Raw genomic sequence first — 23,688 nt, 5'->3', positions numbered from 1 at the left:
ACTGACCCGCACGGGATCAGTGAATGTCGCGCCAGTACTCGCGCTTGAGCAGATAGGCCAGCACACCGAAGATGAAGATGAAGAGCAGCACCTTCGGGCCGAGGACCTGAGCCTGCAGCTTGGAAGGCTCACCCACATAGGCCAGGAAGTTGGTCAGGTCATAGACCGCTTCCTCGAACTCGTCCGGCTCCATGGAGCCCGGCCGGGTGACCTGCAGCACATCGCAGGACTGATACTTCCCGGTCAACGGGTCGAGTTCAGCGCCCTCGACAGGACGATCTGTTTCGGCACAGACCTTCTCCTGCACCCCTTGCAGGGGCTCGAGCACGTTGGGCATGGCCACCATGTCGAAGACCTCATTGTTCACCCCGTTAGGGCGACTCGGGTCCTTGTAGAAGGTCAGCAGATAGGAGTAGATCCAATCTGCACCACGCAGCCGACCATGGAGTGTCAGGTCCGGCGCTGGCGCTCCGAACCAGTTGGCTGCGTCTTCGCGTGTCATGGCGATATGCATCTGGTCATTGTAGGCCAGGTCGGAAGAGAAAATCAGATGCTCTTCCACCAGGTCCTGGGGCATGCCGAAATCCTCGGCGGCCCGGGCGAAACGCTGGTGCTCCAGGCTATGGCAGCCCATGCAGTAGTTGACGTAGAGCTGCATGCCCCGCTGCAACGACGCCTCGTCATTGAGATCCGGCGTCATCGAATAGGGAGTGTCAGGCATCGGCGCTGCCACTACCGCGAAGGGCACCAGCGCGAAGAGCAGTGCGAACAGTTGCTTTTTCATTAGCCAGTCACCCTTTCCGGTACGGGTTTGGTCTTCTCCAGTCGCGTATAGAACGGCATCAGCAGGAAGAAGGCGAAGTACAGCACCGTGCATAGCTGGGCCACCGCCGTACGCAGCGGTGTCGCCGGCAGCGCACCGAGGATACCAAGGATCACGAAGCTGATGGCAAAGAGCGCCAGCATCGACTTGGACATCCAACCCTTGTAACGCATCGAGTTCACCGGACTGCGGTCCAGCCAGGGCAGCACGAAGAGCACCGCGATGGCACCACCCATGAAGACCACACCCAGGAACTCGGCCTGCAGGCCCAGGAAGCCGATGTCGAAGGTGATCGCGCGCAGGATCGCGTAGAAGGGCGTGAAATACCACACCGGGGCAATATGATCCGGCGTCACCATCGGGTTGGCAGGCTCGAAGTTGGGCCGCTCGATGAAGTAACCACCCCCTTCGGGGAAGTAGAAGATCACCGTCGCAAAGACGAACAGGAACACCGAGACCCCGAAGATGTCCTTGACGGTGTAATAGGGGTGAAACGGTATGCCGTCCAGCGGCTTGCCTGTCTCATCCGTCTTGGCCTTGATGTCGATGCCGTCCGGGTTGTTGGAACCTACCTCATGCAGGGCGATGATATGCAGCACCACCAGCGCCAGGATCACGATGGGAAGCGCCACGACGTGCAGGGCGAAGAAACGGTTCAGGGTGATGCCGGAGATCAGGAAGTCGCCGCGAATCCACTGCGCCAGATCCGGTCCGATGAACGGGATGGTGGCAAACAGAGAGATGATCACCTGGGCACCCCAGTAGGACATCTGGCCCCAGGGCAGCAGGTAGCCCATGAAGGCCTCGGCCATCAGCAGCAGGTAGATGGCCATGCCGAAGATCCACACCAGCTCACGCGGCGCCTTGTAGGAGCCGTAGAGCAGAGCCCGGAACATGTGCAGGTAGATGACCACGAAGAAGGCGGAGGCGCCGGTGGAGTGCATGTAGCGGATCAGCCAGCCGTATTCCACGTCCCGCATGATGTACTCGACCGATGCAAACGCACCCTCGCCGGTGGGGTTGTAGCTCATGGTCAGCCACACCCCGGTGAGGATCTGGTTGACAAGTACCAGTAGCGCCAGCGAGCCGAAGAAGTACCAGAAGTTGAAGTTTCTCGGCGCGTAGTACTTGGACAGGTGGTCCTGCCACATCTGCGTGGCGGGGAAGCGATCATCCACCCAGCGCATGATACCGCTTTCCGCCTTGACACGATTTGGATTACCCATCACACAGCCTCCTCGTCTTCACCGACGATGATGATGTCATCGGTCTCAAAACGGTACGGCGGAACCTCCAGGTTGGACGGTGCCGGCACATTGCGGAATACGCGTCCCGAGAGATCGAAGTAGGAGCCGTGACAAGGACAGAAATAGCCGCCCGGCCAGGCGGTCATATCGACGTCGTCCGGTTCGGGGCGATAGAGCGGTGAGCAGCCAAGATGGGTACAGATCCCGATCAGCACCGAGATGTCCGGCCGGATCGAGCGCAGCGGACCGGTGATGTAGTCCGGCTGCTGGGGGGCTTGGGAATCGGGGTCGACCAGGCGAGCGGGATCGAAATTCTCGGTACGCTCGATCATGTCGTCGGTACGCTTGACGATCCAAACGGGACGCCCGCGCCACTCAACGGTCATGCGCTGCCCCGGCTCCAGCTTGGAAATATCCGCCTGAATCGGCGCCCCCGCCGCTCGTGCCCTGGCACTCGGCTGCCAGGAAGCCACAAAGGGAACCGCCACCCCCACTGCACCCACCGCACCCACTACGGTGGTGGCACCCAGGAGGAGACGGCGCCGCCCTTTGTTCACGCCGTTATCTGCCATGTTATGGTTTCTCCCATCAGCTTACCCGTCGATCCAGCACGGAAGTGGTATCCCGCGACCACGGATATAAAAATCCGTCGTATCTTAAGGAATCCTGCCGCTTGGCACAAGCCAAAGCACGCCTGACCAAGGTGGTATTTTCTATGCAAAATTCTGTTTTCACAAAAGAAAAAACCCAGGCAATTGCCTGGGTTTTTCTGTCTTGCAAGGCCGTGATCAGCGCTTGGAGAACTGCGGGCGACGACGCGCCTTGCGCAAACCGACCTTCTTCCGCTCGACCTGACGGGCGTCACGAGTGACATAGCCGGCCGCACGCAGTGCCGGACGGAAGTCCTCGTTGTACTCCATCAGGGCACGAGTGATGCCGTGGCGAATGGCATGCTCGATGGTGGCGGCGGCACCGGCACGGTTGGAGGTGTCGAGTGCTCTGTCCAGGCGCTCGCGCCAGTCGCCGCCAGGCGCTGTGCCGGTCACCTGTCGACGCGCATCGGCCTTGCTGCCCTCGAGCTTCAGCGCCTTGTACATCCCCACCATGATCGCGAAGATCACCAGCGAGAAGGGCAGGGCGGTGATCACCACCGCGCTCTGCAGCGCCGCCAGGCCACCCGCCATCAGCAGAGCCACCGTCACCAGGCCGATCATCATCGACCAGAAAATGCGCAGCTTGATCGGCGCGTCGTGGTTCACGTCGGACAGGATCGAGGTGAAGTTGGCCAGTACCAGGGCCCCGGAGTCCGCCGAGGTAATGAAGAAGACGATGCCGAGCACGGTGACCACGGCGGCGGTCAGGCCGATATAGGGGTAGTGCTCCAACAGGGTGTACATGGTGGTCTGCGGCGTGTTCAGGGCCTGCTCCCCGAGCTCGACGATTCCCTGGTTGGCCACCAGTTCGATCCCGCTGTTACCGAACACCGACATCCACACCATCATGAAGGCCAGTGGAATGCCCAGCGCGCCGGCAACGAATTCGCGAATGGTGCGCCCACGCGAGATGCGGGCCAGGAAGAGGCCGACGAAGGGCGTCCAGGCGATCCACCAGCCCCAGAAGAAGATCGTCCACCACATCTTCCACTCGTTGGCCGCGTCGCCGGCAAAGGCGTAGGTATCGAAGCTCTTGGCGATAAAGGTGGAAAAGTAGTCGCCGGCGTTGTTCACCGCCATGTCGAGCAGCTGCAGGGTGTGGCCCTGGAACAGCACGAACAGCAGCAGTGCCAACGCCAGCAGCATGTTGAACTCCGACAGACGCCGGATGCCCTTCTCCACGCCGCTGACTACCGAGATGGTGGCCAGGACCACCACCAGGGCGATCAGGATGATCTGCACCGAGAGGCTTTCGGGCACGTCGAACATGTAGGCCAGCCCGTAGTTGAGCTGCATGACGCCGATGCCAAGGCTGGTGGCGATGCCGAATACGGTGGAGATCACCGCGGTGATGTCCACGGCATTGCCGATGGGGCCATGGATGCGCTTGCCGAGCAGCGGGTAGAGCGCGCTGCGGATGGCCAGCGGTAGCCGGTGACGGTAGCTGAAATAGGCCAGTGCCATGCCCATCAGCACATAGAGTCCCCACCCGGATAGCCCCCAGTGCATGAAGGTCTGGACAACGGCGGCGCGCATCGCCTCCTGGCTCTCCGGCGTCATGTCCGGTGGCGCCAGGTAGTGGGCGACCGGTTCGGCGACGCTGAAGAACAGCAGGTCGATCCCGATGCCGGCGGCGAACAGCATCGCCGACCAGGAGAGCAGCGAGAACTCCGGCCGCGAATGGTCGGGGCCGAGCCGGATGCTGCCGAAGCGTGACAGGCCGATGGCGATCACAAAGATCAGGTAGGCGAGCACCGCCAGCATGTAGTACCAGCCGAAGGTCTGGCTGACCCAGGCCAGGCCGGCATCAAAGAAGGCGCCGGCTTCCTCGGTGAAGGTCATGGTCAAGACGAGGAAGACCAGGATGCCGGCGACGGAGCCGTGGAAGACCACGGGATTCAGTCGATCACGTCGTTCGGGAAGCGGATTATCAAGCGCCATGTGGAGCCTACTCCTGTCGGTTGGATAGTCCCCCGCCGGTTTCCGACACCGAGACGCGCTGTAGATTGTTCTTCACAATCGATAGCACGCCTGCTTTCGCCACGCTTTTATCAATGCTCATTGTCAGCGGCTGGCTCGACGACTGTATGGCGGGAGCGTTTTTTAAATGAACGTTCAAATAAAATACGCACATCCTGTCGTAGCTTCAACCCTGTGTTTATGGGAGGTCAGGAAGTATCAGTAAAGACAGTAAGGACAGTGATGCTTTCCGTCGGCTGAAGGGCCGGACGTGCTCTACAACTAGCAGGCGTTTACCCATAGCGGATGAGCGCCCATGAAAAGGCCCGACAGACAGGTCGGGCCAGGGTATACAGGCGTTGAGCCAAGAATCAGCGGTCGTGCTTCTGTCCATGCGCCTTGCCATGGCCCTTGTGGCCTTGTGGCTGCATCATGGCCTTCATCGCTTCGATCTGCTCTTCGCTCAGTACTTCGCCGAGGGCTTCCTGATGCTCGTCGCGCAGCGCCTGCCAGGCTTCACGCCGCTCTTCACGGGAATCGAACGACTGCTCGCGCAGCTCCCGCATATCAGCATAGAGGGACTGGCGAAGTTCGGTGAGTTCTTCACGCTCCTCGTCGGAGAGATCCCAGCTGTCGACCAGGGTGCTCAGGCGCTGTGGGAAACCCTGGCGGCCATAGCCCTGGCGTTCGCCATGATGCTCCTGGCGCATCTCGCGCTTGGCCTCGCGTAGCGCCTCACGTTCGTCTTCGTCGAGAATCTCATCCATGCGCTCGCGATGCTGCTGGTGCAGCTCGCGCAGGGCCTGGCGGTGCTCGTCATGTGCCTCTTCCAGGGCCGCTCGGGTCTCCTCGTCGAGGCCGGCGCGCTCGAACAGCGCCTGGCGCTGCTCGCTCCAGCCCTTGTCGCCCTGGCCGGCAGTTGCTGCCAGGGAGAGTGGTGCAATGGCGACGGCGAGCAGGGCAGGCATCAACAGCGTGCGGGACATTGAACGTTTCATATCAAGCAACTCCTCGGTGCTGGGGTGATGGTGTCAGTATCCGGAAGTGGCGTGCAGCGGGCGTGCAGGGAGTGTGCAAACCCTGTGGAGCCTACTCCTCGGGCTGATACTTGTAGCCTACCCCGTAGACCGAGCGAATGATCTCGCGTTCAGGCCAGGTGTCCGAAATCTTCTTGCGAAGCTTCTTGACGTGGCTGTCAACGGTGCGCTCGGAGACGATGCGGTGGTCGCGGTACATACGGTCCATCAGCTGGTCGCGCGAAAAGATCCGCCCAGGCGACTGCATCATCACCTTCAGTAGCTGGTATTCGACGGCGGTCAGGCCCAGGTCCTGGCCATCGGCCAGGGCGCGCCAGCCGTCGTCATCCAGCACCAGGTTGCTGCCGTCGCTGGCCGCAGGGTCACTGGCGGCCCGGCTGCGGCGCAGTACGGCCTTGACCCGGGCGACCACTTCCCGCGGGCTGAACGGCTTGCAGATGTAGTCGTCGGCGCCCAGCTCCAGGCCCAGCAGGCGGTCCACTTCCTCGACCCTGGCCGTGAGCATGATGATGGCGAGCTTCGGCCAGCGCTGGCGAATCTCACGGCACAGGGTCAGGCCGTCGGTACCCGGCAGCATCAGGTCGAGCAGCACCAGCGACGGGGCGCCCTCGCCAGCCATGTTCTCCTGCAGCCAGGGCAGTACCGCGTCGCCATGGTCGATAGGGTGCGTGGCGAAGCCGCTACCCTCAAGGTAGTCGGCCACCAGGCGGGCGATCTTGGGCTCGTCTTCGACAATCAGCAGGGTGTCTCGCGGGGCGTCGGCGTCGTGCATGGGGTCCTTTCCTTATCGGCTGGGTAAGTCGTCTTCCAGGGCGGGAAACTCGATGGTCCAGCATAACCCACCCAGCGAGGCGGCAGAGGCATGCATGGCGCCACCGTGGCTCTTGACCAGCGCGCTGGCGATGGAGAGACCCAGCCCGCTGCCGCCGCTGGCCCGGTTACGTGAGTCCTCCACCCGGTAGAGGCGCTCGGTGAGACGGCCGAGAGCGTCTTCTGGTACGCCAGGTAGGCTATCCTGCCAGGTGATCCGGACGCGATCGCCCTCGTGGCTCAGGCTAACTTCCAGCCGGCCGGGCGGCGCGGTATAGGCGCGGCTGTTATCGAGCAGGTTGCTCCAGAGCTGGCGCAGTCGGCGGGCATCGCCACGAACCCAGGCCGGTTTCTGGATGTCTGTGGCGAGTTCCAGACCGCTGTCTTCGAGCCAGCCGTCGGCCTCCTCGAGCCATGCGGCGAGGCTTTCGGCCAGGTCCAGGGGCGCGAGCTGCACCTCCAGGGCGCCGGCATCGCTCTGCGACAGTAGCCGCAGGTCGGTAACCAGACGCTCCAGCTGGCCGACCTCCTGGGAGAGAGAATAGAGGTTGTCCTCATTGAAGGGCCGGATACCATCCTGCATCGCCTCGATCTCGCCGCGCAGTATCGACAGGGGCGTACGCAGCTCGTGGGCGATGTCCGAGACCCAGCGGGCCCGGGCCTCACGGCTGGCTTCCAGGGTGGCCGCCAGCACATTGAAATCGTGGGCCAGGCGCGAGAGTTCGTCACGCCCCTGCTCAGGCAGGCGCGCGCTGTAGTCGCCCTCGGTGAGACGTCGGGTGGCCAGGGCCATGCTGCGGGTGCGGCGACCCAGCCACCAGGCGAGCCCGCCGGCCAGCAGCAGCGAGGCCACGCCCAGCGCGGCGATGATGATGCCCAGGTTGCGCTGCTGGCGGGATAGGAAGATGCGGTCCATGCGGGCCATCAGCTGCTGGGGAGGGCGGTAGCCCAAGGTGCCGACCTGCTCGCCCTCGTGCTCGATGGGCAGCCAGTGCAGCTCCGAGGCGGTTTCACTGTCATCCGGGGCAAGCCCTATCACCGGCAGGCCATCGGCATCATGCAGCACAAAGTCCCGGGCGTCGCCCAGGCGGCGCTCGATGCCGTGGGCGGGGGGGCCTTCGCCGGGCCAAAGCTGCTGGCGAACCAGGCCCTGCCAGGCCGGCGGAGAGTCGCGCAGCCACTGCCATCCGCCACGTCTTGCCCACTCCTGGCCGAGCCCTTCCGCCAGGGTCTCGGCACGGCTGGCCTGGGTGGTTTCCAGGTAATCGATGAAGCCGCGATCCAGGCTACGCGACACCGCCAGGAAGACCAGCCCGGCAATACCCACGTTGACCACCAGGATGATCACGAACAGCTTGATCCCCAAGCGTGAAATGGCGGGGCGGGGAAGACGAAGGCTCATCGGGTGGACTCCAATGACTCGGTGGTGAGTTGGCGGCCGTGGATGCGTTCGCGCAGGCGCTCCAGCATCAGGTAGAGGCAGGGTACCAGTACCAGCAGGATCACGGTGGCGAAGAGCATGCCGAAGCCGAGCGAAATGGCCATCGGGATCATGAAACGAGCCTGACGCGATGTCTCGAAGATCATCGGGGCAAGCCCGAGGAAGGTGGTCATGGTCGTCATCATGATGGGTCTCAGACGACGTGTCGCGGCGGCGACGATGGCTTCACGCGCACCCAGGCCTTCCCGGCGGCGCCGGTTGGCATAGTCGATCAGGACGAGGGCATCGTTGATGACCACGCCGGAGAGCGCCAGCATGCCCATCAGGCTGATCACCGACAGCCCGTAACCCATGATCATGTGACCGGCCACGGCCCCGATCACACCGAAGGGGATCGCGGCCAACACCAGCAGCGGCTGCAGATAGCTGCGGAAGGGAATCGCCAGCAGGGCGTAGAGGGCGATCAGCGTCAGCCAGGTGGCCTGGGAGAGCACCGAGACGTTGTCAGCGGTCTCCTGCTGGCGGCCGCCAGGAGCGATCTCGAGCCCCGGCCAGCCGACCTGGAGGGCGGGAAAGACGTCGGCCTGCAGTGTGCCCAGCACCTGATTGACCTGGGTTTCACTGGCCACCTCGGCGGTGACGTTGATGATCCGCCGGCCGTCGATACGCTGAAGCGTTGTGGCAGCACGGCCCAGGTGGATATCGGCTACCCGATGGAGCGGCGCCGTCACGCCATCGGGGGTGCGGATCGGTAGCTGGTAGAGGTCGCTCAGGCTGTTCCTTTCGCTGCTGGGTAGCCTCACCACCACGCTGATCTCGTGACGACCGATGAACTGCTCGATGGCGGTGGCGCCCTGAAGCGGGCCGCGTAGCTGCCCGGCCAGATCTGCGCCGGTCAGGCCCATCGCTCTTCCTTCGGGAGACAGCCGGATTTCCAACTGGGGCTTGCCGTCGGCCAGGCCGCTGTCGATATCGGTGAGGCCATCGAGTTGGGCCAATTCATCGGCCAGACGGGTTGCAGCGGCCTCCAGGGCCCCGCTGTCGGGGTGGGAGAGGCGCAGGGTCAGGTCGGCTCCCTGGCCGGGGCCACCGAAATCAGATTCGAAGCGCACGGCCTGGACCCCGGTGAAATCGCCGGCTTCTTCCCGCCAGGCCCGTGCCACCCGGGAGGGAGGCCAGTCGTCGAGGCTGTCACGCGCCAGGGTGAGGCGTACGTTCAGACGATCACCGTCGATCTGGGCGCGGGTGGCGGAAAAGCGCGGACCACCTTCCTGTTGGCTCAATACCAGGGCACTCTCCAGCAGCTGGTCACGGACTCGGCGATCCTCGCTGATGGGGCTGCCGACGGGCAGGGTTACCGTGGCCTGAACCCGGTCTGACTCGGCCCGCGGCATCAGCGAAAAGCCGAGTCGGCCGCTCATGGCCCAGGCGATGGCGACGACCAGCAGGGCAATGGCCAGGCAGACGGTCAGCAGCCGCTGATCCAGGGCGCGCTGCAGGAAAGGGGCGAATTGGTGCTGGGTGAAATGCGACAGTCCGCCCTGCAGGGTCCGACGCAGGCGGTCCAGAGGCTTGAGCCAGGCCGAGCCTTCTCGGCCACCGGCACGGTGGGCCAGGTGGCCGGGCAGAATGAACAGCGCTTCCAGCCAGGAGACCAGGAATACCGTGATCACCACCACCGGAACCACGGCGAAGATCATGCCCAGAAAGCCCGGCAGGAACAGTAGCGGAAGGAAGGCGACAATATTGGAGAGGATGGCGAAACTGATCGGCACGGCCATCTCCCTGGCGCCGCGTACCGCGGCCTCGCGCAGGGAGTGGCCCTGCTCGCGATAGCTGTGGATGTTCTCGCCGACCATGATGGCATCGTCGACCACGATGCCCAGCGCAATGATGAAAGCGAACATCGACATCATGTTGATGGACACGCCCAGCCAGGGCAGGAAGAGCATGGCGCCGAGGAAGGCCGTGGGGATGCCCAGGGTGACCCAGAACGCCAGGCGTGCCTCGAGGAACAGCGCCATCAGCACCAGCACCAGTGCCAGCCCCAGCCAGGCGTTCTTCAGCAGCAGAGAGAGGCGGTCGCGGTAGACCTCGGATGTGTCCCGCGACACGCTCAGACTGACTCCTTCGGGCAGTCCGGCGCGCAGCCGCTCGAGCTGTGCCGTGACGGCGTCACTGATGCCGATCGGCGTCTGGTTGCCAATCTGGTACACATCCAGGCTGATACCCGGGTCGCCGTTGAACAGTACCTCGCTATCGGTTTCGGCGAAGCCGTCCACGACCTGTGCGATATCGCCAAGCCGCAGCTGTGCACCGTCAGGGGAGCCGATGATCGGCAGGTCGGCGAAGCCCAGGAGGTCGTCGCGACGCCCCTGGTAGCGGACCAGCCACTCCCCTTCGCCGGTGGCCAGTCGGCCACCGGCGAGGTCCATGGCTTCGTCGCCGATCCGGCTTGCCAGTTGACGGTGTTCGATGCCGTGTCGCCGCATGGCCTCTTCGTCGAGGAGCACCTGGATTTCGCGGTCACGACTACCCGAGAGCTCGACCCGTGAAATGCCGGGAGCCGCCTGCAGTTCAGCACGGATGTCCTCGGCGACCTCATGCAGCAGCCGTTCATCCACCCAGCCATGCAGCTGCAGGCTCATGACGCTGCGTGAGCGACCTGCCAGGCTGAAGCGTGCCGGGTCGGCCGCGGCAGGCAGCGTGGTGATCGCATTGATGGCCTGCTGTATTTCCTGGTAGACCCGCATCACCTCGACGCCTTCGACCAGGGTGGCCGACACCCGTCCGGCCCCCTCACTGGCGGTGGCGGTCAGCTCGTCGATACCATCCACGTCGGCCAGTGCCGCCTCCATGGGCAGCAGCAGGCTGCGCTCCACCTCTCCGGGAGTGGCACCGGGATAGCCGATGGCGACATGAATGATCTCCAGCTCGAAATCGGGGAAGACCTCTTTCTTGATCGTGGTCGATGCGGCCAGGCCCCCGACGATCAGCAGCAGCATCAGCAGGTTGGGAGCGACGCCGTGATGGACCATCCAGGCGATGGGGCCGCGGCGCATCATGAGTCATGCCCCCTGTTGGCTCCGGCGGGGCGTTCGCTGTCGGCGACCCGAGCACGAAGGCGCATGCCCTCCCGGGGCTGGCCGAGCTGGGAGATCACGATGCGCTGGTCCTCCTCGAGGCCCTCTTCGATCAGTACACGCTCGTCGCCCCGGTGCAGGACCGTGACCTGGCGGCGGCGAAGGCGGTCCTCATCGTCCAGCACCCAGATCTCATCGCCGGGGCGCAGCGCCGCTACCGGCAGCACGAAGAGCCCCTCACGGGGGCGGGCGGCGAAGTCGAGCCGCGCCATGTCGCCGAGACGCAGGGCGGGGGAGCCCAGCTCGAGGCCGAGAGGATCGTCCACCGCCACCAGCAGCTGGGCCTGAAGGCCGTTCTCCTCCAGCGTCGGCAGCACGGCGATCAGTTCGCCCAGCCGTTCGTGGCCGGCGGGCCAGCTGCGGCTGCTGATGGTGACCTGGCTGCCGGGAGCGTCGTCCGTTGCGGTGTCCAGCCAGCCCAGTGCCTCGCCGGGCAGCGAGACCCGGACCCAGAAGCGCGTGACATCGACCAGATGCAGCAGCTCGGTGCCGTTGGATACCTCGCTGCCGGCGCCCAGCAGCCGAGACTGCACCATGCCGCGCCAGGGCGCGGTGAGAGTGGTGCGCTGCAGGTCGAGTCGGGCCCGGTCCCGGGCCGTCGTGGCGCGTTCGACTTCCGCTTCGGCCACGCGCAGCTGTGGCTCACGCAGCACCAGGGCTCGCCTGTCGGCGGGCAGGTCGCGACCGAAGCTTTGATACTCCGACTGGGCGCGCTGCTGTTCGCCCCGCTCCATGGCCAGTTGGGCCTGGGCCTGGGCCAATCCCGCTTCGGCGTCGCGCAGCGCCAGACGCAAGTCGGTGTCGTCCATGAGGGCCAGGGGAGTGCCGGCCTCCACCACCATGCCGGGCAGGGTGTTCGGGGCGAACTCGAGCAGCTGGCCGGCAATCCGGCTGGAAAGATGCGCCTCGCGCTCGGCCTGAACGCGACCGAAGCCATGCAGTGAGGGTGCCGCAGCGCGCTGGTGGGCGGTGACGACGTCCACCAGCGGGGGCGGTGCCTCGGCAGGGGCTCGGCGCTCCACCCTTGGGGGCTGGCTGATCAGCCACCAGGCCAGAAACAGGCCGCCCGCCAGTACCAGCAGCGCCAGCAGGGGGCCAAGCGTGAGGCGACCCCGTTGTCGAGCATGGAAACAGGAGCGATGCGGCGCGCGGGGAGCGGCGGCGTGACGAGGCATAGGGTGACTCACGACGGGGGGACGGCCCCGTCATCATCCACCCGTGCGATGCAGCCAATGGTCAGGAATCGTGCAAGCAATATGCAAGCAGAGGGCAGGTGCCGTGGTCAGGGACAGGTGTCACCGACCAGGAGTTCGGTATGCAGCATCTTGGCATGGGGTTCATCGAGCCCCAGGATCATGCGGGCTGCCAGGCGTCCCTTGGCATGGCTCTCCTGACACACGGTGGTGAGCCTTGGCGCCCGGTACTGCCCCTCGGCGATACCGTCGAAGCCGGTCAGCCGTAGATCCTCGGGAACGCGAATGCCACGCTGCTCGGCCAGGGTCAGGGCGGTCAGAGCGAGACGGTCCGACATGCAGAACAGCAGGTCCGGCCGCTCCTCGTCCGGCAGGTCGAGAATCGACTCGATCACCGGGGCGCAGACGTCGTAGGTATTCTCTTCCACGTTCCATTTCGGCACCCGGTCGGTCTCGAAGCCATGCTCGGCCAGGGCGCGGTCAAAGCCCATCAGTCGAGCACGGGTAATGGTGCGGTCGGCCGGCAGCAGGGCATGGTCGGGCGTGATATAGCCGTTGCATGGCTCGACGGTCAGGCGCAGGTTGACGATCGCGGGTCGCCTGGGCCTTCTTGCCTTCAGCGCATACTGGGCGATGGCATAGCAGGCCGGCTCGTTGTCGATATGTACCGATGGATAGCCCGTCACATCGAAATCCACTGCCACCAGCGAAGCCTGAACGGGAAGCGAGTCGAGTAGCTCCGAGGTGGGGATCAGGCCATAGACGATAAAGCCGTCCGCCATGCTTGCCGAGCCCGGGATCGGGCTCTGGGCCTGGCGCGCGGAGAGCAGCAGCAGGGTATGGCCCTGGGCGTCGAGAACCTCGGCAACCCCCGAGAGGAATTCGCTCGATACGGCGTCGTTGAGACTGTAGGTGAGGCTCTCGGCGAGCAGCACCGCAATGATGCGCGAGCGGCCGGTGCGCAGGCTGCGGGCCTTGGCGTCGGGTCCGCGATAGCCGAGCCGCTTGGCTTCGTCGAGGATGCGCTCCCGCAGCGCCGGTGAGAGCTGGTCCGGCCGATTGAAGGCATTGGAGATGGTGGCGGTGGAAACGCCCATCTCCCGTGCCAGGTCCTTCAGGGTCATGCGGCGCGACGGTTTTGACACTTTTTCTTTTCCTGCTAATGAGTGCATGCCAAGCATACCGCCCCGGTCGTGGCCGCGACAGTCCCGCTCATGCCACGGCGCTTACGGTCTTGACCGGGAGCGCCCGGCCTTCGCCGTCGAACAGATGGACATGCGCCGGGTCCGGGGCCAGAGCGACACGCTGCCCGACCGACCAGTGGGTGGGCGCCTCGCTGCGCTGGATCAGCAGGGTGTCGCCCTCCTTGGGGTCGAGGTAGACATAGACCTCGTTGCCCAGGTACTCGACGTTGACGATCTCGAAGCTGTTGACGCCCCCCTGGGCCTCGGTCAGGCGCAGGTGCTCGGGGCGTACGCCGATCGTCAGGCCGGCGCCCTTGGCCTGGCCGACAGCATTCTGGGGCAGGTCGAGTTGGGCCATGCCGCTGGCGCTGACACGACAGCCCGATGCGTCGGCTTCGAGTAGTTTTGCCGGCATGAAATTCATGGTCGGTGAGCCGATGAAGCCGGCCACGAATCGGGTCGCCGGGCGCTGGTAGAGCTCATGGGGGCTGCCTACCTGTTCGATACGGCCACCATTGAGTACCACGATCTTGTCGGCCAGGGTCATGGCTTCCACCTGATCGTGGGTGACGTAGATCATGGTGGACTCGAGACGCTGGTGCAGGCGGGCGATCTCGTTGCGCATCTGGACCCGCAGCGAAGCGTCCAGGTTCGAGAGTGGCTCGTCGAACAGCAGGATGCGGGGTTCGCGCGCCATGGCCCGGCCCATCGCGACGCGCTGGCGCTGGCCGCCGGAGAGCGCCTTGGGCTTGCGCTCCAGCAGTTCCTCCAGCTGCAGGATGCGGGCGGTGGCCATGACCCGTTCATGAACGGTTTCCTGGGATGCCTTGGCCAGCTTGAGCCCGAAGGCCATGTTCTCGTAGACCGTCATATGCGGATAGAGGGCATAGGACTGGAACACCATGCCGACACCGCGCTCCCGAGGCGGCAGATCGTTGACCACGGTGTTGCCGATGGAGAGCTCGCCGTCGCTGATCGATTCCAGCCCGGCGATCAGCCGCAGCAGGGTGGACTTGCCGCAGCCGGAGGGGCCGACGAAGACCACGAATTCGCCGTCACCGATGGCCAGGTCCACATCCTTGATGATATGGGTGCTGCCGAAGACCTTGTTGACCTTGTCGAGTTTGACGCTTGCCATGGAGTATCTCCTTGCCGGCCCGCTGATGGGTTGCCTCGTGACGGACCGGCAGTGTTGTTATGAGCACTGTTATGAGCGTTGTTATGAGCGTGTCTCAGACGGCGAAAAATGCGGCCTGATAGGGCGGCAGGCACAGTATCTCGCCGTCGCGCTCATGGGTGAAGCCATGCCCTTCCAGAGACCTGCCCACCGCAAGCGGCAGTCGAGCCTCATGGGCCTGGCCGGTGAGGTTGAAGACACAGAGGATGCGCTCGTTGCCCTTCTCGCGGATGAAGCCCAGCAGCGCTTCCTCCACATCGACCAGTGTCAGATCGCCATCGAACAGCGCCGGATGGGCGGTGCGCAGGGTGAGCAGGCGGCGGGTGGCGCTGAGTACCGACTCCGCGTCGTCCTGCTGTTCGGCGACGGCGAGCGGCAGCTGGCGAGCCTCCACCGGTAGCCAGGGCGTAACGCCCCCGGCGGTAAAGCCGCCTTCCTTGGCGTTCTCCCAGGGCATGGGGGTGCGACAGCCGTCGCGGCCCTTGAACGCCGGCCACAGCACCTTGCCGTAGGGGTCCTGGATGCGTTCGAAGGGCACCTCGGCCTCGGGCAGGCCCAGCTCCTCGCCCTGGTAGAGGCAGACGCTGCCGCGCAGCGAGAAGAGCATGGCGAGCGCCACCTTGGGGTAGGCGATGGGGTCCTCGCCGTCGCCCCAGCGGGAGGCGCTTCTCACCACGTCGTGATTGGACAGCGCCCAGCAGGGCCAGGCGTCACCGGCCAGGCGCTGGAAGCGTTCCAGCACCTCGCGGATATAGGCCGCCGAGTGGGGGGCGTTTAGCAGGTCGAAGGTATAGGCCATGTGCAGCTTGTCACCATCGGCGGTGTACTCGGCCATGCGCTCGAGGGGGTTGTCGTCGCCGATCTCGCCCACCGTGGTGGTGCCGGGGAACTCGTCCATCAGTGCACGCAGCTCCCTGAGGAAGCCGAGGTTCTCCGGGCGGCTCAGGTCATAGACGTGGCGCTGCCAGGTGTAGGGGTTGGCATCCGGCGCTCCGAGGGTCTTGGCGGCGCCTGCCGGCACCGGTGGATTGTCGCGCAGTTCGGCGTCGTGGAAATAGAAGTTGACGGTGTCCAGGCGGAAGCCGTCGACGCCAAGCTCCAGCCAGAAGCGCATATTGTCCAGCTGCGCCTGACGCACTTCCGGGTGGTGAAAGTTGAGGTCCGGCTGGCTCGACAGGAAGTTGTGCAGGTAGTACTGGCGGCGCCGCGGGTCGAAGGTCCAGGCCGGCCCGCCGAAGATCGACAGCCAGTTGTTGGGCGGGGTGCCGTCCGGCTTGGGGTCGGCCCAGACGTACCAGTCCGCCTTCGGGGTGGTGCGGTCGGCGCGGCTCTCCTGGAACCAGGGGTGCGCCTCGGCGGTGTGGCTGATGACCTGGTCGATCATCACCTTGAGGCCAAGCGTATGGGCCCGGGCCAGCAGCGCCTTGAAGTCATCCAGGGTGCCGAACATCGGGTCCACGTCGCGGTAGTCGCTGACGTCGTAGCCGAAGTCGAGCATCGGCGAGGTGAAGAAGGGCGACAGCCAGATCCCGTCCACGCCCAGCGAGGCCACGTAGTCGAGCTTCTCGGTGATGCCGGCCAGGTCACCGATGCCATCGCCATTGGCATCCATGAAGCTGCGCGGGTAGATCTGGTAGATGACGCCGCCGCGCCACCAGAGGGTGTTGTCTTGCATCGGATTTCCTTGAAACATGGCGTTGTACAGCCTTCTCGGGTAACCGTGTCGAGGCCCAGGACTACCCTGGTGACAGGCGCTCTGCGAAGACGCTGTGAACCCTTCCTTGGGCGCTCCATTCTTCATCCCTGAAGAATGAGCTTCGCGTCGACCTGTCCCCAGCGTCCCTCAGCAACTCAACTGCGATGATCTGGCATCATGGGATTAGCCCTTGACCGCACCGGCGGTAAGGCCGGAGACAATGCGCCGCTGGAAGATGATCACCAGCACCACCAGCGGCACCGTGACCACCACCGAGGCTGCCATGATCGGCCCCCAGGGCAGCTCGTAGGCGCTGCCGCCGGAGAGCAGGGCGATGGCGACCGGCACGGTGCGCTGGCTGTCGGTGAGGGTGAAGGTCAGGGCGAAGAGGAACTCGTTCCACGCAGCGATGAAGGCGAGCAGGCCTGTCGTCGCCATGGCCGGCCACATCAGCGGCAGGAACACCTTGGTGATGATGACCCAGGGGGTGGCGCCATCCATGATGGCGGCCTCCTCGAGTTCCATGGGCAGCTGGCGCATGAAGGTGGTCAGCACCCAGACGGTGAAGGGCAGGGTGAAGATGGTATAGCTGAGAATCAGCGCGCCCGGGTTGTTGTAGAGGTTGAGCGCACGGATGTCCTCGAACAGGCCGGAGAGCACTGCCACCTGGGGGAACATCGAAACACCCAGGATCACCAGCAGCACGGTGCTGCGCCCGCGAAAGCGCACTCGCCCCAGGGCATAGGAGGCCGTGATACCGAGTAGCAGGGCGATGAACACCACGCTGGTGGCAACCAGGATCGAGTTGAAGATCGCCTGCAGGAAGCTGCGCTGGCTGAAGATCTGCACGTAGTTGGTGAAATCCAGGCGAGAGGGCCATAGCTCGACCCGGAAAAGCTCGCTGGAGGGGGTGAAGGAGGTCTTTACCGCATAGTAGAACGGAAAGACCGCGATCACGACGATCAGGGCTACCAGTACCCAGAAACCGATGCGGGTGGCGTGTTTGGAGAGCTGGCGCGAGGTCATCAGTCGCCTCCCAGTTTCAGTTGATTGCGACCGAGGTAGAGGTAGGCGATGGTTGCAAGGGCGATGATCAGGAACAGCAGGGTGGAGGCGGCGCTACCGTAGCCCACGTCCTGGAACTCGACCAGCTGCTGGCGTGCGTAGATCGACATTGACATGGTGCTGGTGGAGTTGGAGGTCAGCACGTAGATGACGTCGAACACGCGCAGGGCGTCGAGCAGGCGGAAGATCACCGCCACCATCAGCGCCGGGGTGATCAGCGGCAGGGTGACCCTGAAGAAGACCTTTACCGGATGGATGCCGTCGACCTCGGCGGCCTCATAGCAGTCCTTGGGCAGCATCTGCAGGGCGGCCAGCACCAGCAGGGCGACGAAGGGGGTGGTCTTCCACACGTCGACCATGATCACCGCCCACATGGAATAGTCGGCATCCGCCGTCCAGGCGATCGGCTCGCCGATGATCCCGATCACCATCAGCAGGTGGTTGATGATCCCGAACTGGTCGTTGAGCATCCAGGCCCACATCTGCGCCGAGACGATGGTGGGGATCGCCCAGGGGATCAGCACCGCGGCACGCACCAGCGTGCGACCCTTGAACTCGGCGTTGAGCACCAGCGCCACGATGATGCCGAACACCACCTCCAGCGAGACCGAGACCACCGAGAAGTAGACGGTGTTCCAGACGGCGCGCCACCAGATGGGGTCGGCCAGCACGCCGTACCAGCGACCATCTTCATATATCAGATAGTTCTCCAGTCCAATGAACAGGGTATCGCTCAGGTCGGACAGGGAGGCATCGGTAAAACTGAAGTAGAAGGTGCGCAGCAGCGGCCAGCCCGCAACCAGGACAAGGACGACCAGCATCGGGGCCAGAAAGATCCAGGCGGCACGCACCCTCTGGCGACGCACCTTGGTGCTGCGCTTGTGCCTTGCCAGGTGGCGCGCTGCGATCGGCGCGCTTTCGGTTACGGGAGTCGACATTTCGGGCTCCAGGAGGTTACCAGTTGCGACGCTTGACGCGGGAGAGTTCACGATCGAGATCGCTGACTGCCTGCTCACCGGTCTTGTTGCCGGACAGCACGTCATGGGCGGCACTGAAGAAAGCATTGCTGACGCGGCCGTAGGCATCTCCGGTGGGAGCGGAGGGACGCGCCACGGCATTGATGAAGGTCTCGTAGAGATCGCCGAAGAAGGGCACCGCCTCGAGCACCTCCTCATCCTTGTAGAGCGACTCCAGGGTGGGGTTGTAGGCGCCGGCAATGGCACGACGCTTCTGCTCCTCTTCGCCGGCGAGGAAGGCCACCAGGTCGACGGCGAGCTCGGGATTCTCGCTGTAGCGGGAGACGGCCAGGTTCCAGCCGCCGAGGCCGGCGGCACTCTGACCGTCGCCGCTGTAGGGCAACTGGGTCACACCGACCTTGCCACGTACCTCGCTGTCCTCGCTCTGGGCCAGGGCCCAGGCGTAAGGCCAGTTGCGCATGAACACGGCGTTGCCGCCCTGGAACACGCCTCGGGCTTCTTCCTCGGTGTAGTTGAGGACGCCGTTGGGTGAGATATCACCGATCCAGGTCGCCGCGCGATCGAGTGCGGCAGCGGCCTGGGGGTTGTCGATGGTGATCTCACCTTCACTGTCGACGATGGTGCCGCCGCCGTGGCTTGCCACCCACTCCAGGGCGTTGACGGTCAGGCCTTCGTAGGCGCGGCCCTGGAAGACGAAGCCCTGCATCCGCTCGCTACCCTCGGCGCGCTCGGCATTGCGGATGTCCCGGGCGGTCTCTGTGAGCTGCTCCCAGGTTTTGGGCACCTCATGGCCGTGCTTCTCGAGCAGGTCTTGACGGTAGTAGAGCACACCGGCATCGGTGAACCAGGGCATGGCGACCAGTCGGCCGTCTATGGTGTTGTTCTCGATGATGGTCTCGAAATGACCCTCACCGGCCTCGTCGCCGAGTACCTCGCGCAGGTCCAGCAGATGGTTGGCGAGCAGGCCAGGCCAGACCACGTCGATCTGCATGATGTCGATGTCGGTGGAGTTGGCGGAGAGAATCTGCTGGTAGAGGGAGAGGCGCTCGGTGGAGGAGTTCGGCGTCGAGACCACATCGACGCTGTGGCCGGTCTTTTCCTCCCAGGCTCTGACACCCTCCTGGCAGAGGGTCAGCTCGGCGCCGACGGCGCCACAGGAGATGGTCAGGTCTGCGGCCTGGGCGTGGCTGATACCGGCGGCTCCAGCCATGATGAGCGTGGGAAACAGTGTCTTCTTGAGCATGGCAGTTTTCCTTGTCGGCTTGTTCTTATGGGGCTGGCTGTTTGAGGACTTAAACGATTAAGTTTGTCGGCGCTCAGTTAGCCGCTTATTGGCACGGAGATCAACCTAGACTTTTGGCTAAGTGTAGCGGAGGCGCGCATTCTGCCGCTGTGACAGCGTCGTCGCCTCGCGGCTCAGAGCGACAGGAAGAAGAGGATCAAGGGCGGCGACAACAGCGAAAGAATGAATCCGCTGACCACGGCGATCGGCACACAGGCCACCCCGCCGTGCTGCTGGATGACCGGCAGGGTGAAGTCCATGGAGGTCGCACCACCGTAGCCGATGGCCAGTGGCGCGTGGCGGTGGATCAGCAGCGGGATGAGGATGAAGGCCAACAGTTCACGGGCCAGGTCGTTGAAGAAGGCCACGCCGCCAAGCAGTGGCCCCAACTGGTCCCCGATGAGAATGGCGGAGAGCGAATACCAGCCGAAGCCGGACGCCAGCGCCAGTCCTTCGTTCCAGTTCAGGCCGAGGAGCGGGGCGGCGATCAGGCCGCCAACCAGGGAACTGGCGGCCAGGGTCGTGGCGATGGCCAGGCCGTGCCGGTTGAGGAATATCTGGCGCAGCGGCATGCCCGAATTGCGCAGCTGGCAGCCGATCAGTGCCAGCAGGGCATAGAGCGCCCACTCGGCCAGCCGTTCAGCGGTGGGGAAGATGGTCTGGCCGCCCAGCCAGCTCAGGGCGAGCCCGATCAGCACACCGAAGACCACCACCGCGACCAGCGCCAGGGAGCCGATCAGGGCGGCCAGCTTGGTGGTCGGTGCATTGGCGACGACCGGTGAGGTGTCGAAGCGTAGCCCGAGCCGGCGAGACAGCCACCAGAGGGCCGCCAGGTTGACGGCAGTAATGACGCTGAACAGCAGCAGTGCCTGGCCGCCCATGCGCGACAGCTCGCGCATCAGGTCCTCTAGGCCGGCCAGGCTCACCCCCATCAGCAGCAGAATGAGATAGACCGAGGCGTTGACGCCGCGGTTGATCAGGTTCATCAGGCCGGCATGGCGAACCGGCACCAGGTAGCCCAGCAGCAGCGGCAAAAGGACGATCAACAGCCCGCTCAACATCGAGACCTCTTCCCTTGTCGTGGCCGCCGGGCGGCACAAAGCGCCACACTCTAGCAGCCTTTTGCGGCGAGTGCTGCCGTCGGCTCGACCGGCCTCGATCGAGCCGACGGGGCACTCACCGGGAAGAAGCGATCATGCAGCGTGTCAGGGGGCTTGGGTGTCGAGGGGTGTATCGAGAGAGGTGAGCCGCAGCCGGCTCTTGCGCTTGCCGTCGCGGCGATAGTCCACGGCCAGCAACAAGCCGGGAAGCTCGGAGTGGAAGTGGAAGGTCATCGTCCGGTCAGGCGTTTCCGGGTCCATCACCTCGACCTTGACCGCCTCGAACTCGCCGGCCGGGAGGCTCAGCGTCTCTCGGTCGTGCACCCGGTAGTCGAGGGACTCCTCACGGCCACGATGATCCTGATAGACCAGGCGACAGCCGGCCTCCTCCTGGCAACTGCCATTCAGGGCGCTCAGGGAGAGGTCGAACAGGGCGGCCTGACGATCGGGCAGCTCGCTCAGCTCGTCGCTGCCGAGCCGGTAGTCGCCGCCGATGCCGAGCAACGAATAACCGCTGGCGTAGTTCACCGAGCGAACGCCTTCCGGGGTCAGGAAGAAGCGGCTGCGTTCATTGCCGCGAGCCACGGCGATGGAGGCATTCATTCGGCTCTGCCAGTGATGGTTGTCCCGGATCAAGCGGTGCTCGATGGAGGCGTTGGGCCAGCCGCTCACCTCCAGCCGGTATCGCGCGTCGAAGGGCTGGGGAGTGACCCGGCGTTCGGTATCGCTGACCGACGCGGGCTTGGCAGCCGTCGGGGCCGCCATGGCCTGGGCGCTGCCCAGCGACAGCAGTAGCAGCGGCAAGGCCAGCAGGGTGAGAGGGCGCAACAGTCGGTTCATGGGACTCAACATGGGGTGGTGAGGAAAGGAGTGACGAAGTGACAAGGAGTCTGAGCACGGGAAGGCACCCTGGGTTCCCCGATGCACGCTTGTTGCATGTTCTCCGGGACGCCATCACCGCTGCTGCAGGCGCTTCAACTGCTCGCTGAGCTTCACCGGGTAGTTGCTCTCGCCCGGTGCGAGCCGGGTCAGCGCCTCGGGCATCTCCGCGAGAGAGTTTCGGACCCGTTCACGGGCATCGGCGGCCATGGCCATGACCGACTCGTCCAGCTTGCCGCCCTGTACCAGGGGCACCAGCAGCGGTTCGCCATCGACGATCGCTTCGTCGCGGCTGGCGATGATGTCGCCGGCATAGCGGCCCTGGGCGTCCCGTCGCCGGTAGAGCTGCTTGCGCCCGGGCAGGTTGACCTTGCCCGTCGAGTGCTTGACCCGGGGTATGCCCGCATACTCCACCAGCTTGTAGGAGAGGTCGATGACCGGCGCGTCGGCCGAGACCCCCATCTGCGTGCCCACGCCGAAGGCGTCGATGGGCGCCCCGTCCTCGACAAGCTCCTGGATCCTGTATTCATCGAGGCCACTGCTGGCGATGATCTTGATCTCTTCGAAGCCGGCCTCGTCAAGCAGGGTGCGGGAGCGGTGAGCGAGTTCGCCCAGGTCGCCGGAGTCGAGTCGAATCGCACTGACGCGCAGGTCGGGCTCCTCCGCCATCAGCTCGATGACCATGCGGACACCCTCCAGGGTGTCGTGGGTATCCACCAGCAGGGTGGTGTCCGGATAGTGGCGGGCGAAGGCACGGAAGGCCTCGCGCTCGCTGTCATGGGCCAGGATGTAGCTGTGCGCCATGGTGCCGTTGATTTCCAGGTCGTGGCGCAGCCCGCCCAGCACGTTGCTGGTGGCGGCTAGGCCCGCGGTACGGTAGGCGCGCACCCCGCGTACCGCCGCGTCGACACCGTGCATGCGGCGCATGCCGAAGTCGACCACCGGCCGGCCCTGGGCGGCCATGACGAGGCGCACGGCCTTGGAGGCCAGCACCGTTTCCAGCTGCACCAGGTTCATGATCAGGCTCTCGAGCAGCTGTGCCTCGGCAATCGGTGCATCCACTTCCAGGAAGGGCTCGTTCGGGAACACCGGCGTCCCTTCCGGCAGGGTCCAGATATCGCCGGTGAAGCGCCAGCCGGCCAGCCAGTCGAGGAAGGCATCGTCGAGCTTCCCGGTGCCGGCCAGTCGGCTCAGGGCGGATGACGAGAAGCGCAGCCGACTGGCCAGTGCGGCGGCATGCTGCTGGCCGCAGGCGAGCATGAAGCGCCGGGTGGGCGGCAGCTTGCGAAAGTAGAGGCTGAAGGTGGCCCGCTCCTGCATCGACTCCTTCCAGTAGGCCTGGAGCATGGTCAACTGGTAGAGGTCGGTGAGCAGGGCCAGGTCGCCGTCATCCACCTGTACGGAGATGGGCTGACTCATTGGCGAACCTCGATGCCTTCGGCTTCCAGCTCACGAATGCAGCGGCCCCGGGCCTCGGGGTCGACGGGCGCCGTCAGCCCGGCCAGCAGCACGACCTCGAAGCCTTCCTGGCGTGCTTCCTTGGCGGTGGCCAGCACGCAGACGTCCATGGCCAGGCCGCACACCACCACGCGACTGATGCCTCGGTCGCGCAGGTAGCCGCCCAGGCCGGTGCCGTCGAAGGCGGAGTAGGCATCGGCATCGAAGGCCGTGGCCTTGCTGACACGGATGGTGTCGTCGGTGAAGTCGAGGTCCGGGTGGAAGGCGGCGCCGGGGGTGTCCTGTACGCAATGCACCGGCCAGGCGCCGCCGCGATGTTCGAAGCTGACATGGTCGATGGGGTGCCAGTCGCGGGAAGCGACCACCAGCGCACCGGCGGCACGGGCGGCCTCTATCTCGGCATTGATGCCTGGAACCATTGCCTTGCCACCCTCCACCGGCAGGGCGCCGTTTTCGCAGAAGTCGTTCTGCATGTCCACGACCAGCAGGGTGTCTTGCTTACGGTAGTCCAGTTGCGTCGTCATCATGCACCTCCAGGGAGGGCGATGGGTATGGCTTTCAGAC

At 64.7% G+C, this 23,688-nt stretch carries 19 protein-coding genes; all 19 read right to left on the bottom strand.

The window, feature by feature from the left end:
- Positions 1–16: 16 nt before the first annotated feature.
- A complete protein-coding gene (locus LOKO_RS02430) occupies positions 17–784 on the bottom strand; it encodes a cytochrome c1 (protein ID WP_066444622.1) in 768 nt (255 codons plus the stop codon).
- Positions 784–2,049, bottom strand: a complete 1,266-nt coding sequence (locus LOKO_RS02425; RefSeq protein ID WP_066444620.1) for a cytochrome b — start codon at positions 2,047–2,049, stop codon at positions 784–786. Before LOKO_RS02425 ends, LOKO_RS02430 begins: the two co-directional genes overlap by 1 nt.
- On the bottom strand, positions 2,049–2,642 hold the full coding sequence (petA, locus tag LOKO_RS02420; protein ID WP_066444618.1) for a ubiquinol-cytochrome c reductase iron-sulfur subunit: 594 nt from the start codon (positions 2,640–2,642) through the stop codon (positions 2,049–2,051). Before petA ends, LOKO_RS02425 begins: the two co-directional genes overlap by 1 nt.
- A 216-nt stretch (positions 2,643–2,858) precedes the next feature.
- Positions 2,859–4,664 (bottom strand): 30S ribosomal protein S9, encoded by a 1,806-nt coding sequence (rpsI, locus tag LOKO_RS02415; RefSeq protein WP_066444615.1) that lies wholly within the window; start codon positions 4,662–4,664, stop codon positions 2,859–2,861.
- A gap of 389 nt (positions 4,665–5,053) precedes the next feature.
- Complete coding sequence (locus LOKO_RS19740; protein ID WP_066444612.1) at positions 5,054–5,680, bottom strand: periplasmic heavy metal sensor; 627 nt, start codon at positions 5,678–5,680, stop codon at positions 5,054–5,056.
- Between the two features lie 91 nt (positions 5,681–5,771).
- Positions 5,772–6,491, bottom strand: a complete 720-nt coding sequence (locus LOKO_RS02405) for a response regulator (protein WP_066444610.1) — start codon at positions 6,489–6,491, stop codon at positions 5,772–5,774.
- 12 nt (positions 6,492–6,503) lie between these two features.
- On the bottom strand, positions 6,504–7,931 hold the full coding sequence (locus tag LOKO_RS02400) for an ATP-binding protein (RefSeq protein WP_066444609.1): 1,428 nt from the start codon (positions 7,929–7,931) through the stop codon (positions 6,504–6,506).
- Positions 7,928–11,035 carry an efflux RND transporter permease subunit gene (locus LOKO_RS02395; protein WP_066444606.1) on the bottom strand — a complete coding sequence of 1,036 codons (3,108 nt, stop codon included), beginning with the start codon at positions 11,033–11,035 and terminating at the stop codon, positions 7,928–7,930. Before LOKO_RS02395 ends, LOKO_RS02400 begins: the two co-directional genes overlap by 4 nt.
- A complete protein-coding gene (locus LOKO_RS02390; protein WP_066444602.1) occupies positions 11,032–12,288 on the bottom strand; it encodes an efflux RND transporter periplasmic adaptor subunit in 1,257 nt (418 codons plus the stop codon). Before LOKO_RS02390 ends, LOKO_RS02395 begins: the two co-directional genes overlap by 4 nt.
- A gap of 107 nt (positions 12,289–12,395) precedes the next feature.
- Positions 12,396–13,451: a LacI family DNA-binding transcriptional regulator gene (locus LOKO_RS02385; RefSeq protein WP_235588926.1), complete on the bottom strand. Its 1,056-nt coding sequence runs from the start codon at positions 13,449–13,451 to the stop codon at positions 12,396–12,398.
- A gap of 67 nt (positions 13,452–13,518) precedes the next feature.
- Entirely contained in the window at positions 13,519–14,628 is a 1,110-nt protein-coding gene (locus tag LOKO_RS02380; RefSeq protein ID WP_066444596.1) for an ABC transporter ATP-binding protein, read from the bottom strand.
- A 94-nt stretch (positions 14,629–14,722) separates the two neighbouring features.
- Complete coding sequence (locus tag LOKO_RS02375; protein WP_066444593.1) at positions 14,723–16,342, bottom strand: alpha-glucosidase family protein; 1,620 nt, start codon at positions 16,340–16,342, stop codon at positions 14,723–14,725.
- A gap of 204 nt (positions 16,343–16,546) precedes the next feature.
- The gene (locus LOKO_RS02370) at positions 16,547–17,389 is read right to left on the bottom strand and encodes a carbohydrate ABC transporter permease (RefSeq protein ID WP_066444590.1); all 843 of its coding nucleotides are present in this window, start codon (positions 17,387–17,389) and stop codon (positions 16,547–16,549) included.
- Positions 17,389–18,366, bottom strand: a complete 978-nt coding sequence (locus LOKO_RS02365; protein ID WP_066444587.1) for a carbohydrate ABC transporter permease — start codon at positions 18,364–18,366, stop codon at positions 17,389–17,391. Before LOKO_RS02365 ends, LOKO_RS02370 begins: the two co-directional genes overlap by 1 nt.
- Positions 18,367–18,382: 16 nt before the next feature.
- On the bottom strand, positions 18,383–19,648 hold the full coding sequence (locus tag LOKO_RS02360; RefSeq protein WP_066444584.1) for an ABC transporter substrate-binding protein: 1,266 nt from the start codon (positions 19,646–19,648) through the stop codon (positions 18,383–18,385).
- 173 nt (positions 19,649–19,821) lie between these two features.
- Positions 19,822–20,748, bottom strand: coding sequence for a LysO family transporter (locus tag LOKO_RS02355; RefSeq protein ID WP_066444581.1), 927 nt, complete (start codon positions 20,746–20,748; stop codon positions 19,822–19,824).
- A gap of 144 nt (positions 20,749–20,892) precedes the next feature.
- On the bottom strand, positions 20,893–21,627 hold the full coding sequence (locus tag LOKO_RS02350) for a hypothetical protein (protein WP_066444580.1): 735 nt from the start codon (positions 21,625–21,627) through the stop codon (positions 20,893–20,895).
- A 114-nt stretch (positions 21,628–21,741) separates the two neighbouring features.
- Complete coding sequence (locus LOKO_RS02345) at positions 21,742–23,085, bottom strand: nicotinate phosphoribosyltransferase (protein WP_066444577.1); 1,344 nt, start codon at positions 23,083–23,085, stop codon at positions 21,742–21,744.
- The gene (locus LOKO_RS02340) at positions 23,082–23,648 is read right to left on the bottom strand and encodes a nicotinamidase (protein WP_066444574.1); all 567 of its coding nucleotides are present in this window, start codon (positions 23,646–23,648) and stop codon (positions 23,082–23,084) included. The genes LOKO_RS02345 and LOKO_RS02340 overlap by 4 nt, the downstream gene beginning before the upstream one ends.
- Between the last annotated feature and the right edge of the window lie 40 nt (positions 23,649–23,688).

This window comes from Halomonas chromatireducens, from assembly GCF_001545155.1.
Lineage (GTDB): Bacteria > Pseudomonadota > Gammaproteobacteria > Pseudomonadales > Halomonadaceae > Halomonas > Halomonas chromatireducens.
This window is presented reverse-complemented; position numbering and strand designations above follow the sequence as displayed.